Annotated in this window: 16 protein-coding genes and 1 riboswitch; of the genes, 9 read left to right on the forward strand and 7 right to left on the reverse strand. The window is 44.7% G+C overall.

The window, feature by feature from the left end; all coding sequences use genetic code 11:
* Positions 1-20: 20 nt before the first annotated feature.
* Positions 21-767, reverse strand: a complete 747-nt coding sequence (locus AB6D07_RS16030) for a phosphatase PAP2 family protein (protein WP_017103544.1) — start codon at positions 765-767, stop codon at positions 21-23.
* 383 nt (positions 768-1,150) lie between these two features.
* Positions 1,151-1,301, forward strand: a riboswitch (FMN riboswitch).
* Positions 1,302-1,649: 348 nt separating this feature from the next.
* Between AB6D07_RS16030 and ribB the strand changes: the two genes are divergently transcribed.
* The 6 genes from ribB (at position 1,650) to AB6D07_RS16060 (ending at position 8,784) form a co-directional block, all read left to right on the forward strand.
* Positions 1,650-2,306, forward strand: a complete 657-nt coding sequence (gene ribB, locus AB6D07_RS16035; protein ID WP_004733029.1) for a 3,4-dihydroxy-2-butanone-4-phosphate synthase — start codon at positions 1,650-1,652, stop codon at positions 2,304-2,306.
* Between the two features lie 354 nt (positions 2,307-2,660).
* Positions 2,661-4,196, forward strand: a complete 1,536-nt coding sequence (locus AB6D07_RS16040; RefSeq protein WP_017103543.1) for an ABC transporter substrate-binding protein — start codon at positions 2,661-2,663, stop codon at positions 4,194-4,196.
* On the forward strand, positions 4,189-5,202 hold the full coding sequence (locus tag AB6D07_RS16045; RefSeq protein ID WP_017103542.1) for an ABC transporter permease: 1,014 nt from the start codon (positions 4,189-4,191) through the stop codon (positions 5,200-5,202). Before AB6D07_RS16040 ends, AB6D07_RS16045 begins: the two co-directional genes overlap by 8 nt.
* A complete protein-coding gene (locus tag AB6D07_RS16050; protein ID WP_017103541.1) occupies positions 5,199-6,077 on the forward strand; it encodes an ABC transporter permease in 879 nt (292 codons plus the stop codon). Before AB6D07_RS16045 ends, AB6D07_RS16050 begins: the two co-directional genes overlap by 4 nt.
* Entirely contained in the window at positions 6,074-7,534 is a 1,461-nt protein-coding gene (locus tag AB6D07_RS16055) for an ABC transporter ATP-binding protein (protein WP_017103540.1), read from the forward strand. The genes AB6D07_RS16050 and AB6D07_RS16055 overlap by 4 nt, the downstream gene beginning before the upstream one ends.
* 386 nt (positions 7,535-7,920) lie before the next feature.
* Complete coding sequence (locus AB6D07_RS16060) at positions 7,921-8,784, forward strand: hypothetical protein (RefSeq protein WP_017103539.1); 864 nt, start codon at positions 7,921-7,923, stop codon at positions 8,782-8,784.
* Positions 8,785-8,928: 144 nt separating this feature from the next.
* Here AB6D07_RS16060 and AB6D07_RS16065 read toward each other — a convergent pair whose 3' ends face one another.
* A complete protein-coding gene (locus AB6D07_RS16065) occupies positions 8,929-9,825 on the reverse strand; it encodes a LysR family transcriptional regulator (RefSeq protein ID WP_029223010.1) in 897 nt (298 codons plus the stop codon).
* Positions 9,826-9,979: 154 nt separating this feature from the next.
* On the opposite strand from AB6D07_RS16065, the gene AB6D07_RS16070 reads away from it, so the two are divergent.
* Positions 9,980-10,618 (forward strand): NAD(P)-dependent oxidoreductase, encoded by a 639-nt coding sequence (locus tag AB6D07_RS16070; RefSeq protein WP_017103537.1) that lies wholly within the window; start codon positions 9,980-9,982, stop codon positions 10,616-10,618.
* A 77-nt stretch (positions 10,619-10,695) separates the two neighbouring features.
* Here the strand turns inward: AB6D07_RS16070 and AB6D07_RS16075 are convergent, their stop codons facing one another.
* On the reverse strand, positions 10,696-11,349 hold the full coding sequence (locus tag AB6D07_RS16075; RefSeq protein ID WP_017103536.1) for a cupin domain-containing protein: 654 nt from the start codon (positions 11,347-11,349) through the stop codon (positions 10,696-10,698).
* Positions 11,350-11,483: 134 nt separating this feature from the next.
* Positions 11,484-12,251: an SDR family NAD(P)-dependent oxidoreductase gene (locus AB6D07_RS16080; protein WP_029223009.1), complete on the reverse strand. Its 768-nt coding sequence runs from the start codon at positions 12,249-12,251 to the stop codon at positions 11,484-11,486.
* Positions 12,252-12,356: 105 nt separating this feature from the next.
* Between AB6D07_RS16080 and AB6D07_RS16085 the strand changes: the two genes are divergently transcribed.
* Positions 12,357-12,695 carry a helix-turn-helix domain-containing protein gene (locus AB6D07_RS16085; RefSeq protein ID WP_017103534.1) on the forward strand — a complete coding sequence of 113 codons (339 nt, stop codon included), beginning with the start codon at positions 12,357-12,359 and terminating at the stop codon, positions 12,693-12,695.
* Between the two features lie 64 nt (positions 12,696-12,759).
* Here the strand turns inward: AB6D07_RS16085 and AB6D07_RS16090 are convergent, their stop codons facing one another.
* Positions 12,760-13,665, reverse strand: a complete 906-nt coding sequence (locus tag AB6D07_RS16090; RefSeq protein ID WP_017103533.1) for a LysR family transcriptional regulator — start codon at positions 13,663-13,665, stop codon at positions 12,760-12,762.
* Between the two features lie 210 nt (positions 13,666-13,875).
* Here AB6D07_RS16090 and AB6D07_RS16095 point away from each other — a divergent pair, with 210 nt between their 5' ends.
* Positions 13,876-14,595 (forward strand): SDR family oxidoreductase, encoded by a 720-nt coding sequence (locus AB6D07_RS16095; RefSeq protein WP_009846263.1) that lies wholly within the window; start codon positions 13,876-13,878, stop codon positions 14,593-14,595.
* 111 nt (positions 14,596-14,706) lie between these two features.
* On the opposite strand, the gene AB6D07_RS16100 is transcribed toward AB6D07_RS16095, so the two are convergent.
* Positions 14,707-16,620, reverse strand: coding sequence for a TRAP transporter fused permease subunit (locus AB6D07_RS16100; protein WP_017103532.1), 1,914 nt, complete (start codon positions 16,618-16,620; stop codon positions 14,707-14,709).
* A gap of 73 nt (positions 16,621-16,693) precedes the next feature.
* Positions 16,694-17,626 carry a TAXI family TRAP transporter solute-binding subunit gene (locus AB6D07_RS16105; protein ID WP_017103531.1) on the reverse strand — a complete coding sequence of 311 codons (933 nt, stop codon included), beginning with the start codon at positions 17,624-17,626 and terminating at the stop codon, positions 16,694-16,696.
* Positions 17,627-17,705 lie beyond the last annotated feature (79 nt).

Genomic DNA, 17,705 nt, shown 5'->3' on the forward strand with positions numbered 1-17,705 from the left:
TTTCTAGGCAAGTTTATTACTCATTTGCTATCTCTTAGAAACATCGGCAACAAAGGTTCTATTTTTTGCGTCGGAATCTGTGGCACCAATAGGTAAATCAAACCGGCAAAGGCGATAGACGCAGCTAAGTCTTCAGGGCGGTGCATACCAAGCCAAACACGACTATAAGCAACGCCACCAGCCCAAACTAGCAAACCGCCGACTAAGTAAAAACGTTTCGCTTCTAGGAACAAGCCGCCAAAGAACGCCAGACACACGCCAACGAAAATCATGTGCCCAGATGGGAAAGAATAGTCAGTCTCACCTAGCCAATGACGTGTTCGCCACTCACTCACCTTGTCTTGCACAGATGCAATCGCTGCGTTCTTTTCTACCAATGGCAGTTCGTAAAACAGCTCTGGTATGTCAACGACTTCTTGCGTCACCAAATACTCAGAATAAGGACGCGGGCTTTCTGTAGAATGCTTTAAGAAAGTTTTTGCTGCAAAGCTGAGAACCAACAACAAGCCGAGCTGCAGACAAAGGCTGACGAGCTTAGCTTTGGAAAATTTCATCGTGAGCAATACCAAAGACAAAACAGCTAGCGTTACCAAGAATCCTTGATTACCCGCCGAGTAAGTCACAAACGTTATGAAGGCGCCTTGGAAAGGCGAAACCGCAGCCCCAAGGTCAAAATTAGATCCAAAGATCAAAAACGGTACGAGAGAAGACAAACTTAAAACGAGCAGTAATAAGCCTTTGGATTTGTTAGAGAACGGAGATGTCATGACTAAGATCTTTTGGGTAAAGTGGATGGATGCTAGCGCAGCTTAGCACTGCCAATATCAATTTTATGTCAAAACGGCCATTAAGCCGTCATGGTCTAACAATGTTCGATTGATGAACCTCTTGAGTATTGATTCGGTGAACAGCCACGCCAGCATCAACAATGTTCGACATCCACTTATGTTCATAGAGCAACAAAGACCACTCAAACCAGCTGATTCAAAGGTCTTATCCCACTAAAGACTGCCGGACACGTTCTGCTGATAAAGTGAACACTTACCCGACTATAAGGCCGGAATCTGAAAAACTTTGCTGTCAGTCCTTTAAATCCACTATTGAAAGGATTACCATCTGGTCTGCTTTCAAAGCAAAATAGATTATTAATTTTTATTCTCAGGGCGGGGCGAAATTCCCCACCGGCGGTATGTCCTTAGCAAAATCTAAAGATAAGCCCGCGAGCGCTCGATTCGTCGAGGTCAGCAGATCTGGTGAGATGCCAGAGCCGACGGTCATAGTCCGGATGAGAGAGAATGAAAACACACTCGTTTAAGTTGGAAAGGTGTACCTATTTATTAGGTTCATGCCTCCAACTTAGACGGGTGCATTTCGTTTTGGATAAAACCATAATGAGCTAATACCAATCACAGTAAATAAATGATCAGAGATAGCGCAGGAAAAACGCTTGAGAACAAGGCAAAATTTTTCGATAAGTAGTTATTCTACAGTCAAGAATTTTAACGCCGTTATCAAGGGTTTTAACCAGCTAGAATGACCAGTTGTTTACTACGATTGGTACAAGTCGACTTGTAATGAGTCTGCTTTGTTGTGCTCGGTTGAGATCCCTCATACAGCCCTGATTCTGGTGATATTTTAGGAGTTTAACCATGAATCAGTCTTCACTACTTGCCGAATTTGGCGAACCAATCACTCGCGTTGAAAACGCACTGCAAGCTCTGCGCGAAGGTCGTGGCGTGCTTCTACTTGACGATGAAGATCGTGAGAACGAAGGCGACATCATCTACTCAGTAGAACACCTAACGAATGCTCAAATGGCGCTTATGATCCGAGAATGCAGCGGTATTGTGTGCTTATGCTTAACAGACGAGCAAGCAAACCAACTCGAACTTCCACCTATGGTTGTTGATAACAACAGCGCAAACCAAACTGCGTTTACCGTTACTATCGAAGCAAAAGTCGGCGTAACAACAGGTGTTTCTGCCGCTGACCGTGTAACAACGATCAAGACAGCTGCAAACCCAACGGCTAAACCTACTGACCTAGCTCGCCCTGGCCACGTATTCCCATTACGTGCGCGTAAAGGTGGTGTACTGGCTCGCCGCGGTCACACAGAAGGTACTGTGGATCTAATGCAAATGGCAGGTCTTCAATCGGCAGGTGTACTGTGTGAAGTTACCAACCCAGACGGCACGATGGCAAAAGCGCCAGAGATCGTTGCTTTCGGTAAAATGCACAACATGCCTGTACTGACCATTGAAGATATGGTGATGTACCGCACTGAGTTCGACCTAAAACTGGCTTAATGTTTAATATTTAATGCTTAGTGCTTAGTGCTTAGTGCTTAGTGCTTAGTATCCCGATATTAACTCAAACGCATTGACCTAAACAGATCTAGGCTCACCAATGGAGCCAAGCTTATTTTAAACAGGGCATAGTGACTGTCACTCAAACAGCTTTTACAGCTGACTGATACCGTCCAATAAACCCTGTTAGAATCAGAACCGCATACAAAAATTAGAGCCTCACTGATTTCAGTGGGGCTTTTTTCATACTCACGTCCGATAAAAAACCGAGCCAATTAGCAACTATTATCATTAACAATACGCAATTGTTATGTTATAACATCGCAAATAATTACTCATAACTAGGACAAAAGCATGAAAAAGCTTGCCGCACTGGCGCTACTTTCCATCAGTGCACTACTCATATGGATATTTTTACCATCAAAAGAAACACAACCAACAACGCTAAACATTTCTGGCCCCTTTGAATTTACCGACCAAGATTTATCTAAAAACGGCTATTTATTTACACGGTTACAAGTCGTTGAAGCACTTACTGCTATCGATAAGTCAGGCAACGTCACCCCTTTATTAGCGAAAGAATGGACAACTAGCGCAAACAATCTACGCTGGGAATTCACATTGCGCCCAGACGTTGTTTTCCACGATGGTTCACCGCTTACCGTGCAAGCTGTTCAAACTTCTCTTTCTCACGCTTTAAAAAAACCTGGCGTATTAAAGCGTGTACCTATCAAAGAGGTATCAGCTTCAGACAACCTTCTAGTGATAGAACTATCTCAACCTTATCGACCATTGCTGGCCGTGTTAGCGCATTACACAGCAGCGATTGCAGCACCAAGTTCGTTTGATCAACAAGGAAATGTGGCACAGCTGAGTGGTACAGGTCCTTATAAAATCCAAGAATTACAAGCTCCTCATAAAGCGCATGTTGTCAAAAATGCGGACTACTGGGGCACAAAAGCCTCGATTGAACATGTTCACTACCTTGCAGGTCATCGCTCTGAAAGCCGTGCTTTGTTAGCACAAACCGGTCAAGCCGATCTGGTTTACACACTCGATCCAGCCAGTATCGACCTGCTTGAGTCAGCAAAAAATGTTGAATTAGTGATGGAGTCAATCCCAAGAACGATCCTAATTAAGTTGAATAATGAACACCCACTTTTGAATCATTCAGATGTGCGTCAAGCTATCAGTTTAGCTTTGGACCGAACGGGGATTTCAAAACAAATCGTCCGCGTTCCAGGCTCTGAAGCCTATCAACTGTTTGCCCCTTCTCTTGGCGCATGGCACATCAATAACCTTGAGCAAACTCAGCGTAATATCGACCAAGCGAAAACATTACTCGCAGGGCAAGGTTGGCAGGAAAATGAGGAAGGTCTCCTTTCGCGAGAAGGCAAAACATTCGATATTACTTTAACTACCTACTCAGATAGACCAGAGCTGCCTATCGTAGCAACCGCGATTCAAGCTCAGCTTAAAGAAGTCGGTATTCAAGTGAATGTTTCTATCGATAACTCAAGTGCAATTCCATCAAAGCACAAAGACGGCACATTAGAAATGGCGCTCGTGGCGCGTAATTTTGGCACTACGGCGGATCCCCTAGCCTTACTAATGCGCGACTTTGCTAGCCATAAAGGCAGTGACTGGGGACCAATGAACTGGTCTTCTGATGAGTTCAGCAGCTTACTTCAACGTCTATCGGTTGAACCAAACCAAGAACAATATAATCTAATGACTCAAGAGGCTTCATCCATATTAGCGGAAGAAATGCCGCTGATTCCTGTGACTTTCTACACTCAATTAGTCGCGGTGAATGAACGTGTTAACCACTTCTCATTTGACCCATTTGAAATCAACTATCGCATCTCAGAGATGACGATTAATGATTAATATCTTAATCCGAAGAGTACTCCAAGCCGGCTTTGTGGCTTGGAGTATCGGAACACTCACTTTCATTTTAATGCGCTTGTTACCCGGCGACTTTGCTTTTCGAATTGCAGCGGGTCGCTATGGGTATGATTATGTAGATGCGGATGCGGCACAAGCGGTTTATCAAGAGCTAGGGCTTGATCGTTCGGGCTTGCAGCTATACCTCGAATGGCTATGGGATCTTCTCCATTTTGATTTGGGAACATCATTGATTAGTGGCACCCCCGTCATTGATGAAATCAGCCACCAGCTCGGGCATTCCATTTTATTGGCAGTCGTCGCGACCGTCATTTCTCTTCTCATTGCCATCCCAATCGGTATTTATTGTGGAAAACGGACCGACTCTTTTGCAGACCATTTCTCGCTATTAGGTTCCATCATCTTAAGAGCTCAGCCTGTATTTTTAATAGGTTTGGCCTTGGTGATTATATTTGCGTTACAGCTGAATTGGCTTCCTGTGGCAGGCTTTGGTCGAGTCGAGTTTATCATTTTGCCCGCCCTCGCCTTGGCACTATCGCTGGCTGCAATGTCTAGTCGTCTTATAAGAAACGCCACTCACGATGCCATCACAGCACCGCACTTTTTATTCGCTCGTTTAAAAGGGCTCAGTGAGGCGCAAGCTTTCCAGCATCACGCTCATAAACACATCGCTTTACCTGTTATTACTTTTGTTGGTGTTCAAGCAACCGGGTTAATTGAAGGGATCATTATGATCGAGTCATTGTTCTCCTGGCCAGGTATTGGGCATGCATTGGCGCATGCGATTTTCCGTAGAGATATTCCAATGATTCAAGGGGCAGCATTGCTGATGGGGCTTCTATTTGTGGTCATCAATACCTTAGTCGATCTTGTTAACTACCAATTGGATCCAAGGCAACGCGCGAATAAACCCTCTGCTTTATTTTCAAAATTTGCACCTAATAAACAACAAGCAGAACCCGAAAAAAAGAAGGTTAAGATCGTATGAATTTAACAAAACCGCAATGGTTAGGTCTGATTATCTTAGCCGCTTTATTATGCCTAGTCATGCTAGAACGGACTGTCTATCAAGGTGATATTGCCAAGCAAAATTTAGACCTTGCATTCACAACGCCTTCTGTCGAAGAACCTTTAGGCAGAGACCATTTTGGACGCAGTAATTTAGCGAGATTAAGCCACGCCATTACCACCTCACTTTCCATGGCATTAATCAGTATTACCACCGCAGCGTTGTTAGGGACGTCAATGGGAGTAATAGCCGGCTGGAAACAAGGATGGTGGGATAAAATCTTTTCATTCAACGTGAATATGATACTCGCCATGCCTGGCTTAATTCTTGTTTTACTTTTTGCGGCTATGGTTCCGGGATCATTCCTCATTCTATATATCGCCATATCGCTCATGCTGTGGGTGGATTTTTTCCGCGTGTCACGCAACCGAACGTTGTCACTCATTCAGTCACCTGCAGTAGAAGCCTCTCGGCTTTATGGGTTCAACCACTGGTATATATTCAAGCGTCACTTGTGGCCAGATTGCCGAAATGATTTATTCACCTTGTTCTGTTTTGGTACGGGTAATTCAATACTGGCACTCGCGTCTTTAGGCTTTCTACATGTTGGGCTCAAGCCGCCAGAAGCTGAGCTCGGCTTAATGATGGTTGAACTATTCCGTTACTACCACCAAGCCCCTTGGGTTTTGATTCAACCGGTACTGACCGTTTTTCTTCTTGTATTAAGCTTTCATTTATTAGCTCAAGGAAAACGTCACACGCAATCCTCAAAAAGCCATACGCATAATGAACCGGGAGCTAAACAAGAAAAACCCCAACTAGGCAAACAAGCGGATAACGGAGTAGCAGCATGAACGCAATGTTAAAAATTGAAAACCTGTCGATTCAAACTGATACTCAAACCTTAGTCCAGAGCTTAAGTTTAGATTTATATCCTCAGCGTCCGCTCACCATCTTGGGCGAAACAGGCGCGGGGAAAAGCCTAATCGCTGCAGCCGTCGCGGGCACGTTGCCCGATGCCTTAAAACCAGAGGGCGACATTACTTTGTTTGATGAGCTTAACCCTTTAAACCGAGAACGGTTTTGGGGTAAAGAAATCGCTTTGCTACCTCAAGAACCTTGGTTAGCACTCAACCCGCTTCGGACTATAGGATCGCAGATAAGCGAAGTTCATAAGCTGGTTTTAAACGAAGATCGCTCCCAGAGTGACACACTCACCCATCATGCACTTCAACAAATGGATCTGGGCAAAGATGGAGATAAACACCCATTTGAACTCTCGGGCGGAATGGCGCAACGTGCTGCGTACTTATGTGCGACACAAGCTGGAGGCAAACTGTTAATTGCCGATGAACCCACAAAAGGCTTAGACGAAAGCCGACGTGATCACGTTGGGCAACTTCTCCTTTCTCACTGCCAACAACTTGAAAATGGCAAACCCGGTGGCCTGCTCACCATCACTCACGACATTAAACTGGCTAAAATGTTAGGTGGTGACATCATTGTCATGAAAGAAGGGGCAATTGTTGAAAGGGGAGACGCTAAAGCCATTTTAGATCAGCCACAAGCGGCCTACACAAAAGCGCTAATACAAGCGCAACCTGAGTATTGGTCTCTTGAGCAGCCAGCTTCCTCGCAACCTTCAAATGAATCAAATAGTCACGCTGCTCCCTCAGAGGTTGGTATACAAAGCGGGCAGAAGCTACTTCTTGAAGTTGAAGGTTTAGCTATTTACCGCGATCAAAGAACACTCTTTTCAGATCTGACGTTCTCATTATCACACGGTGAAATACTGGGAGTTTATGGTGACAGCGGATGCGGAAAATCTTCTCTCGCCGATACTTTACTAGGGTTGCATCACGACTTTTCCGGCAATATCGACTGGGTTCAAAAAATCGAAAAAGGACAACGCCTTAAGCTTTACCAAGATCCACCCAGTGCGCACTCCCCTCACACAACACTAAAAACGTTGCTTGATGACTTGTGTGCGCTTCACAAGCTAAATCGCTCCAAGATACCCGTACTTCTAGATAGATTGAGCCTTGATTCTGCATTGCTTGAGCGTCCTTCAAGCCAAGTATCCGGAGGAGAATTACAGAGGTTCGCCATTTTACGAGCGCTACTGATGAGCCCAAAACTGTTAATTGCAGATGAACCCTCATCACGATTAGACCCCATCACTGCAGCACAAACGCTAAGGTTAATAGTTGAAGTATCGAAAGAAGCTAACTGCGGCCTAATTTTGATCAGCCATGATCAACTGGCTTTGAGTAAGCTGTGTCATAAAGTGATCGACTTATCGCGCTATTGATTTCTGGAACGATCGACTTATTGGGCTATCGACCTAAACGAGCTTCGCGGTTATCTGTCTTCTCAGTGGTACATTCGCCGTAAATCTTTAGTCATACCTTCACTATATACTCACTGAATGTACATCTCTGTGTAACCCAATCTGACTAACCTTGCATAAGAGGTTAGCCAGATTGTAGCTATTTGTGCTTCAGCCATAGCAAAGTCTAGAAACTATAAAAACCTATAACCTCTTCTATCGCACTCACTCGAATGGTGAGGTGATGCACCAGTATTGGTCATCCACAAGCGGGCTTAAAATATAAGTCGTTGAAATATAATGCTTATCAATTTTGGCACAAATCGTGAACTACCACTAAGTAGGTATTCAGATATTAGGAGTTGAATATGTTGGTCGTTATTTCAGTGGGTTTATCCCTATTAGTACTTGCAGCGCTGTTTCATTTCTCAAAGAAGAGACAAACAGCGCTATCACACCGGTTTGAAACCTTAGTTCTACTCAGACAGTTATTGTTGCTATCACGAAAACATCGCGCGGCAACGCATTATGCTCTGGCGTATCAATTGACGAGCGACTCAATTCGAAAAGTGAATCAGATTTACGACAACATACTTGAGGTATCTGAACTGCTTCAATCTCATGTGTCGTTTGACAGCCGTCCGATGTATCGCATTTATCATCTCAAACTCATCGCTATGCACAATGACTGGCAAAACCGTAGCTTAGTACGTAATCAATCGATTCATGGAAAAACGATTCGTCACAGCATGTTCTTGATGGATGAAGTGATGATCATCTGGCTGATTCAATCAGAACGAGAAGACATGAGCCGTGAGTACCACATGAACTGGCAACAGATCTTAGATTGTATGGAGATCCTTACCAAGTTGAGATTGGCCATCCCTGGGATAGAAAAGTCGAATACGGGAATACCTGAGGAGTATGCGAGATTCAAATTCTATGCATCTCAGACTCACCGTAAACTCAACCAATTATCAATTATCTGCCCTATTAGCAGTGGATCACCAGTTTGCACTCGAGCGATGCATGCACTCGCAGAAATCGCATCGAGCAACGAATTAACCCAACCTACAGATAGCTTATACGAATTAACCAGTGATATTTCTAGCGTCGTATCGCAAGTTTACGACCAAGTATTATCCGACATTACTAGAAACTTGTATCAGCCTTTACCTGACATCAACGATAAGGCGATAAACACCCGATTATCGGTACACAGATACGTGTAAAGACTTCGTGAGAGGAGAGCGTGTGGAACTCTGAATGATTGAGTTCAAATCCGATATCACCTTTGATATCGGATTTTTGTATTTATGTGTTTATGCCTTGTGTACTTGTGTACTTGTGTACTTGTGTACTTAAGATATATAACCTCAAACATCACCAGACTTAATATCGCTAGACCAAACTTCTGCTGCAAAATCAATGAACTGACGAACAACAGGCAGCTGATAACTGCGAGACAGATACACCGCCCAAAGCACACTGCTGGGTGAAACAAAGTCATCCAATATTCGTTTCAATTTCCCTTCTGCAATCAACGGATTGGCTAAATCACAAGGTAAGCGAACAATCCCTTTTCCATGCTGTGCGGCGCGAGTTAATACCCCAACATCGTTAGCCTTGATAGTGCCAGATACCTCAACCGAATAATGCTGGTTATCCTTAACGAAATCCCACTTAGAAACACTCAAATGGCGAAAGCAATTATGCTGTCGAAGTGCTTCGACCGTTTCAGGTTCTCCGTGCTTGTCTAGGTAGACTTGAGAGGCACACACCACTGAATCAATTTCCATGAGCTTTCGAGCAATCAAACTATCGTCAGGTTGGTCAGTATAGCGAAGGGCAATATCTATTCTCTCATCCACCAGCTGCGCAAAACGGTCTGAAGCAAACAACTCGACCGTGATATTAGGGTGACGCTCTGTGAATTGCTCAACCACATCCAACAGCATGTTTTGAGTTAAACCAATCGGCGCTGCAATTCGAATTACCCCTGAAAGATCGTCGGTTTGATTAAGTGCCGTGACTTCTAGCTCCGCCGTTTCATGGAGTATTTTTTCGCAACGTTGTAGCGCAATCTCTCCTGCCGCGGTCAAACTGACCTTTCGAGTAGTTCTGTGCAATAACCTCTGCTTTAACCACCCTTCGATCTCTTGAACATGACGTGAAACCTGTAAACGGCTCATGTCCAAATGCTCTGCTGCTTGAGTAAAACTGGCGCAATTTGCGACTTCAACAAAGCTACGCATCGCCGTCAACCTGTCCATCACACTCTCCCTTGCCGACTTAACCAAGCCTATTAGATAACTGTATAGATACAATCTACATCATTTTACGATATTTATCGTAACCTAGTGAGCTATTAGACTGCAATGGCTGTCGAGAAACAGACTCAATAAATTAGATAATTGGAGAGACATTATGAAAATTGCAGTATTAGGCGCATCTGGTTGGATTGGTAGTCACATTGCTCAAGAAGCTCAATCTCGTGGTCACGACGTGGTTGCAGTCGTAAGAGACGCAAGCCGTGTAGAAATGAACAATGTTGAGGTTCGTTCATTTGATTTACAAGATGAAGCAGCAAGCCTTGCAACCGCACTATCCGGCGTTGATGCAGTAATCACTTCGATTGGCGGACGTGCTTTGGGTAATCACGACATCGTAAAAAGCACAGCGACTAAGCTGCTTGAGACACTGCCAAGCATTGGTATCGAGCGCCTGCTTTGGGTTGGCGGTGCAGGTTCATTAGAAGTGGCGCCAAACGTACCGTTAGTGACCGTTCCGGACTTTCCAGCAGAACATAAAAACGAAGCCTTGGCACAAGGTGAAGCTCTTGAAGTGTTCAAGCAATCGAACAGCGAGGTTAACTGGACGTTCATTAGCCCAGCGGCAGAAATCTTCCCGGGCGAGAAACTGTCGACCTACCGCACAGGTGGTGATCAACTGCTCACCGACGAAGATGGCAACAGCAAGATATCAGTCAGCGACTACGCGATTGCGATGATTGATGAGCTCGAAGCTGGTAAGTTCCCACGTCAACGTATTGGTGTCGCTTACTAGCCAGTTCATATATAAAAACTAAAAAAGCCGCTTGTTCAAAACAATGCGGCTTTCTCATCTTTATATTGAGCATTCCTTTAATCCAATGGCAAGTGACCCGTTTTCACTAGGATAACCGTCTCTTCTTCCACATAAGGGAAATGCTCGCTCATATGAGGGCTACGCATCCAAGTGTGTTTTGGATACACGCCATGTTCATCTTTAAAAGTGCCTGACAACACAAAGATCTCTTCACCACCAAAATGACGGTGTGGCTGAAAGCGCTCACCAACCGGCCATTTCACCAAGGCCACATTTTCGTGCTCAAAACCATGCAGCGGCATGACTTGTAAGCCACCGATGCCCGGAAGCCATTCAGTTTCTAGAGTATTGATACGAACTTGAGTTAAGTCTCTCGCATCAAACTGGTTGAGCTTCACCAAGATCGTGCAGCCATCTTTGCTTGATGGAGAATGTGCACTGCCCGGAGGATTACGGATATAAGTGCCTGCAGGGAAATCTCCAGTTTCATCAGAGAAAACACCGTCTAACACGAAGGTTTCTTCGCCTTGCGGATGCGGGTGCTCAGAAAACGAAGATTCCGGTTCGTACTTCACAACACTGGTCGTGTGACCTGATTCTTTCTCTTCTCTTTCAAGCGGCTTACGCCATACCCCTTTGGCAGGGCTCGCGATCCAATCTAATGTCTCGGTTTCTATAACCAGTCTCTTTGAAAAGTCCATATTGAACATAATGGCGACCTTACTCTTGTTATCGTTTTAATTATTATTGTTGTCTTTCTCGTTTCTATTCTACGCGAATACTGATCAAGGAGGCCATCTCGCTGCTATTTGCCTACGCGACAGCCTCCTGAAAAGAAGCCTAATTAATTGCGGCCAGCGATCACACCGCCATCAACATCCCAGATTGCGCCCGTTACCCAGTCAGCACTGTCTGACAGTAAGAAAGAGATGCTATTGGCGATGTCTTTCGGCAAACCTACTCGACCAATCGGGTGGAACGCGTTGAAACCTTCTAGCGCTTGATCCACTTCTTCAGGTTTAATAAAAGATTCGTAAATCGGTGTTTTAACCACAGCCGGAGACACTGCATTCACACGAATGTTATGCTCAGCCAGTTCCATTGCCATGTGTTGTGTTAATGCGTGCAGGCCTGCTTTAGCCATTGAATAGGCAGAAGATGGCGTCGCTTTGATTGCCTGTTTCGCCCACATAGAGCCAACGTTAACCACACTACCGCCGCCGCTCTTGATCATCAACTTGCTTATCGCTTGAGTGATGAAGAAAGTTGCTTTATTCAGCTGCATGTACTGCTCGTAATCAGATTCTTGATGCTCAATAAACGCTTTAGGATTGAAGTAACCTGCAGCATTAACAAGGTAACCAATACCTTCTTCGAGCGACTCTAAATGCACAATAAGACGAGACACACTTGCATCATCATAAAGATTAGCTTGCCAGCCTGAAGCGTGACCGAGCGATTGCAGCTCTGACACCGCTTTATCTAACTTAGTTGGGTTATTGCCGACCACCAACACATGGATGTTTTGAGCGACTAACTGCTTAGCTGTTTCAAAGCCCATACCACTTGTGCCACCGATTACTACTGCAATACCATTTTTAGTGAAGTTCATTTTGTTATCTCCTAAGTCATGTGAACGTGGTAATCTTAGGCTTTGAACTAACACTATGAATAGTAAGTACAAATCGGTTAGGTAGGTACTTATTGGTACATCTTTATGAAAAATCAGGAAAACTTTTTTTCAAGAAAATCAGCACCAGAGCGCTCAGCTCGCATGGTAGAAACCATCTACGGCTGTAAATGGTCGCTAACGGTTTACCAATTACTGGCAAATGGCATTAATCGCCCTGGTGAAATGGTGCGCTCGGTCGAAGGGTTATCGACCAAGGTATTGAATGAATGCTTGAAGCGAAATGTGGAGTTTGGGATTTTAGATAAGCAGATGTTCAACGAACTGCCACCAAGAGTTGAATACCAAGTGACGCCGTTCGGCGAGAAGTTCTTGTTGATTCTAGAGCAGTTGGAAAACCTACAAAACGAAATCGACGAGATGTAAGTTCAAGCCAGTCCAACTATTGCCAAAAAACAGCAGACAGAAAAAGGAAGGCAACAAGCAGCACTTAGCTGACTGGCATTTGCTCAAAACGGCCTTTCACAAAATCAATGAAGGTTCGAATTCGGCTCGGTTGATAGCGGTCTCGATGGTAGATCGCTGAAAAGTCGACCTTAGGCACTACCCATTCATCAAACACCTGCTCCAATTGCCCATCATTGATCTCTTGCAAGCAATAGATGGTTGGAACACGAATAATCCCATTTCCCGACTTAGCGCCCTGCACCAACACTCGGCCATTCTTACATTGAAGTCTGCCCGTGACATGCACATCGACCGTTTTCTTAGTGTCATCCAAAGCTTGAAAGCTCCACTTACGCACCGAGCCCGTTAAGCAATCATGGTGGATGAGATCTTTAGGATGGTTTGGCTTTCCTTTGCGAGCAAAATATTCTGGGCTCGCGAGTGTTCCCATTTCAATATCCAATAGCTTTCTAGCGATAAAGCCCGCATCTTCAAGACTCCCCATACGAAAAGCGATATCAAACGCATCTTCAATCAAGTCGACTCGGTTACTACTGAAATCAAGACTGATGCTGATGTCTGGGTAAAGCTGCATAAACTCATTGACCAGATCCGCGATGATCACCTCACCAAGATAACCTCCGACACAGTTTACTTTTATGTCGCCGCGCACCTCTTCGACATCGTCGACAGCAGCAATCAGAGCTTGGTCTATATTATCTAAGGCTTGTTCACATCTCGCGTACAGATCTTGCCCTGCGTGAGTCAGCCTCAAGGTTCGAGTGGTGCGGATAAACAGTGTCACACCCATCTGCTTTTCTAGGCTACTCACTTGGCGTGATACGTGGGAACGAGACACATCCAACTCCTCCGCCGCTTTGGTGAAATTACCTAAACGAGCGATCAGCACGAAGGAGCGAATATCAGACAGGTTAATTTGATTGAGCATAGTCGACAGCTTACTAATGAAGTTATGAGATAGACGCTTTTATTGTTGCACCATAGCAACAGTGTTTCAAGTAAAGCGCTATATATCAACAATGCTATTTTCCTTAATATACTTCCATCGCAACGAAGCAAGGCAACAAGCACTTGATTCGAATGCACTTAAACAACACGTCGTAGCCAACCGACGCAATTAAAGTACAGAGGAAATGAAATGAAAAAACTAATCGTAATTACAGGTGCAAGCTCTGGTATTGGTGAAGCAATCGCTCGTCGTCTAAGCGATGAAGGTCACCCTCTGCTACTTTTAGCTCGTCGTGTTGACCGCCTTGAAGCGCTGAACCTACCAAACTCACTGTCAGTAAAAGTAGACGTAACAGACAAAGCGTCTTTTGATGCAGCAATCGCACAAGGTGAAGCGAAATTTGGCCCTGTAGACGCGCTTATCAACAACGCTGGTGCAATGCTTCTTGGTCAAATCGATACTCAAGACGCTCAAGAGTGGAAGACAATGTTCGACGTGAACGTGATTGGCCTTCTAAACGGCATGCAATCTGTACTTGCTCCTATGATGGAACGCAATACAGGTACTATCATCAACATCAGCTCAATCGCGGGTAAGAAAACATTCCCAAGCCACGCTGCTTACTGTGGTACTAAATTCGCGGTACACGCTATTTCTGAGAACGTTCGTGAAGAAGTTGCTGCTTCAAATGTTCGTGTTACCACTATCGCACCGGGTGCTGTAGAGACTGAACTTCTGTCTCACACTACATCTCAAGAAATCAAAGACGGTTACGATTCTTGGAAAGAAGACATGGGCGGCGTACTGGCTGCTGACGATATTGCTCGCGCGGTATCGTACGCTTACCAACAACCACAGAATGTATGTATCCGTGAGATTGCTCTAGCACCAACTAAGCAACAACCGTAAGTTTCAGTGATTAACTTACGTAACGTCTTTGTTTAATTGACGTATAGAGAAAGGGACTTTTACTATACATAGTAAAGGTCCCTTTTTTCTTTTGTCCGAACTCGATAAACACTAGGTTTGTTTTGCGACCTCTCGACCACGCCATTGAATCACAATCAGTGCGACAATAATTACAATCCCCAAAGGTCCTAGCCCGAATGGATTGAGTAACAATAGTGGAATGGCAAGTAATGCTGCTAAGCGCTCAACCATGCTCAGTGAACGAATCAAATACCCTTCAATTGCGATCGCTATCGCGACAATAATAGTCAGCGTCTGGACGATTGACAAAAGCAACGCTGGCATTCCGTCGTCAGGATTCACAAGGCTTGTGTATGCCATCATAATTGGGATGATGAACAGACCACCCGCCAACTTGAACGCTTCTACCGAAGATTTCATTGGGTTAGCATTCGCTACACCAGCCCCAGCAAAAGCAGCCAAGGCTATAGGTGGCGTTACGTTCGAGGTTTGAGACAGCCAAAATACGATAAGGTGAGCAGTTAACAATGGTAAGCCAAAATCGCTTAGCATTGGTACAGCCATAACCGCCAACACAATATACGCCGCTGTTACAGGTAAGCCCATACCCAAAATTAAAGCCACTAAACTGATTAAGCCCAATGCAATAAGCATGTAGCCACCAGAGAAGTCCATCACAAACTGAGTAAACTGCAAACCGATTCCTGTTTGCCCTACCACACCAACAATAATGCCCGCCGCACCACACGCTGCAGAAATCGGCAACGCCATCAGTGCACCATTTTTCATCCCTTCAATGAATTTCTTCAATCCGATTCGACTGTGTTTACGCAGCGCCGCGGTTAGTAGAATTGCACTGCAACCCGCAACACCAACTAGCAACGGTGAGTAAGCCATCATTAAGAGTGCCGTTATCAAGATCAACGGAATCAGGTGGTGAGCGCCATCTTTCATCACCGAAATCACGGCTTCTGTTCTGCTTACAGCTTTGAGGTTCAACTTGCACGCCATTAGATGAACGTAAAGCAAAGTACAGAAAAAGTATAAAATAGCAGGAGCAATCGATGCGATCATGATTTCGCTGTAAGGCACACCAGTAAACTGCGCCATCACGAACGCACCAGCCCCCATAATTGGTGGCATAATTTGCCCACCCGTAGAGGCGGCAGCTTCAATACCTGCGGCTTGCTCTGGTTTATAACCGAGCTTCTTCATCATAGGGATCGTAATTGAGCCTGTGGTCACCGTATTCGCTATCGCAGAACCAGAAATAGAACCCAAACCTGCCGATGCCAATACCGCGGCTTTCGCAGGGCCGCCACGGTATTTACCGGCGATTGAGAATGCGAGATCAATAAAGAATTTACCGGCTCCGGTCACCTCTAGAAATGCACCAAACAACACAAAGATGAATACCGTTGTCGCGGCGATCCCTAACGCAGAACCAAATACACCATTAGCGGAGTAAATCTGGAACTGAATCAGCTCTTGTAGCGTGTAAGCCTTAATAGAAAAACCACTTGGCAGCATGTCACCGAACGCGCTATACGCAAGGAACAACACTGCGATTAACACCATCACCCAACCAACAGTACGTCGGCATCCTTCTAGCAGCAGTACCAACAAAGCACTACCAGCAAACATGTCAGCAAATTGAAGGCCATAAAACAGATGATTGATGTCGTTATAATCGAATATCCATAAACGGTAGCCAGCAAACACCACCACGGCACACAAGATCACATCGATCAGCTTGCCCACAATAAAGAGCTTGTTCTTTCGGTTAGAGATCAATGGAAAGTGAAGGAAGATCAATACCAATACCCAACACAAGTGGATGGGTCTAAAATAGGTTGCCGAGATCGTTGAACTCACGCCTTGCCATATCTGAAAAGCCGACAGTGCTACTGCAACAACTAAAGTCAAATAGCCCATTGTTTTCACGAGTTTTTCATAGGGTAATAGTTGGGGTGACGCATTTTGATTATCAGGGGTAATATCCATATTAATGCCTGCTGGATAAGAACGAATTGATAAAAAGGGCAAGTGAGATTTCACTTGCCCTGAGGTAGAGATGTTACTTGCTTACCGAATCTAGGTACTTCTGAGCACCAGCATGAATCGGTACGCCTTGCAGTCGAGAAGCATTCTCTGGTGTGGTCATTTCAGCCATTTTCACGACTTTACGAATATCACCGATGTTCTCAAAAGCGGCTTTAGTCAGATTGTAAGCCATGTCATCACTCATGTTGGCATTAACCACCAATACGTTCCACACACTAAGTGTCGATACTGGATCAACCTTATTGTAAACACCTGCTGGAATGTCGTAAGCACTGTAGGCTGGATATTGTCTCATGAAGTTAGCACTCTCTTCTTCAGAGATAGAAATCACCTTAACGTCGTGAGTTAACGCAATCTGTGTTACCGCGCCAACACCTTGACCACCAACAATGAAACCCACATCGATTTGACCATTCGCCAAAGCATTAGTGGTTTCTGAGTAATTAAGGTAAACCGCATCAATATCTTTTTTCACATCAATACCCATCGACTCAAGTAGTGCTGAAGATGTTACTGCCGTACCACTAGCAGGGGCCCCAAGGGAAACACGTTTACCTTTGAGTTGCGATAATGAATCAATACCAGAGTTTTTAAGAGTGATGGTATGAACTAGATTTGGATATAGAGCAAACAGCGTTTTCACTGGCATTTTCTTAGGAAATTTACCTTCGCCATTGTAGGCATCCAGAACCACGTTACCCATTGCAATCCCGGCGATCATATCGCCACGTACAACCTTGATGGTGTTCTCGACTGACGCTGCTGTCACTTCTGCTTTTGCATTCACATCCGGTACGTTTTCAGACCAGACTTTAGCTAATGCGCCACCAAATGGGTAATAGATACCACTTTGACCGCCTGTACCGATTGAATAGTTTTCTGCACTTGCCATCGTAGGCAGAATCGCGAGTAAAGCTACTAATAAGTTACGTTTAAGCACAATCATCTCCTTGATTATTAACCGTAATTAGATATACACCTAACTACAGGCTTTATTTTCTGTTCGTTTTTTGAGCCGTTCAAAC

This window comes from Vibrio sp. 10N.239.312.C11 (genome assembly GCF_041466065.1).
Classification (GTDB): Bacteria; Pseudomonadota; Gammaproteobacteria; order Enterobacterales; family Vibrionaceae; genus Vibrio; species Vibrio tasmaniensis_A.

Excerpts from the sequence above, each read along its gene's own strand:
- AB6D07_RS16060 (WP_017103539.1), top strand. The coding sequence starts at position 7,921 with ATGTTGGTCGTTATTTCAGTGGGTTTATCCCTATTAGTACTTGCAGCG.
- AB6D07_RS16040 (WP_017103543.1), top strand. The coding sequence starts at position 2,661 with ATGAAAAAGCTTGCCGCACTGGCGCTACTTTCCATCAGTGCACTACTC.
- AB6D07_RS16095 (WP_009846263.1), top strand. The coding sequence starts at position 13,876 with ATGAAAAAACTAATCGTAATTACAGGTGCAAGCTCTGGTATTGGTGAA.
- AB6D07_RS16050 (WP_017103541.1), top strand. The coding sequence starts at position 5,199 with ATGAATTTAACAAAACCGCAATGGTTAGGTCTGATTATCTTAGCCGCT.
- AB6D07_RS16100 (WP_017103532.1), bottom strand. The coding sequence starts at position 16,620 with ATGGATATTACCCCTGATAATCAAAATGCGTCACCCCAACTATTACCC.
- AB6D07_RS16105 (WP_017103531.1), bottom strand. The coding sequence starts at position 17,626 with ATGATTGTGCTTAAACGTAACTTATTAGTAGCTTTACTCGCGATTCTG.
- AB6D07_RS16065 (WP_029223010.1), bottom strand. The coding sequence starts at position 9,825 with ATGGACAGGTTGACGGCGATGCGTAGCTTTGTTGAAGTCGCAAATTGC.
- AB6D07_RS16055 (WP_017103540.1), top strand. The coding sequence starts at position 6,074 with ATGAACGCAATGTTAAAAATTGAAAACCTGTCGATTCAAACTGATACT.
- AB6D07_RS16030 (WP_017103544.1), bottom strand. The coding sequence starts at position 767 with ATGACATCTCCGTTCTCTAACAAATCCAAAGGCTTATTACTGCTCGTT.
- ribB (WP_004733029.1), top strand. The coding sequence starts at position 1,650 with ATGAATCAGTCTTCACTACTTGCCGAATTTGGCGAACCAATCACTCGC.
- AB6D07_RS16045 (WP_017103542.1), top strand. The coding sequence starts at position 4,189 with ATGATTAATATCTTAATCCGAAGAGTACTCCAAGCCGGCTTTGTGGCT.
- AB6D07_RS16085 (WP_017103534.1), top strand. The coding sequence starts at position 12,357 with ATGAAAAATCAGGAAAACTTTTTTTCAAGAAAATCAGCACCAGAGCGC.
- AB6D07_RS16075 (WP_017103536.1), bottom strand. The coding sequence starts at position 11,349 with ATGTTCAATATGGACTTTTCAAAGAGACTGGTTATAGAAACCGAGACA.
- AB6D07_RS16080 (WP_029223009.1), bottom strand. The coding sequence starts at position 12,251 with ATGAACTTCACTAAAAATGGTATTGCAGTAGTAATCGGTGGCACAAGT.
- AB6D07_RS16090 (WP_017103533.1), bottom strand. The coding sequence starts at position 13,665 with ATGCTCAATCAAATTAACCTGTCTGATATTCGCTCCTTCGTGCTGATC.
- AB6D07_RS16070 (WP_017103537.1), top strand. The coding sequence starts at position 9,980 with ATGAAAATTGCAGTATTAGGCGCATCTGGTTGGATTGGTAGTCACATT.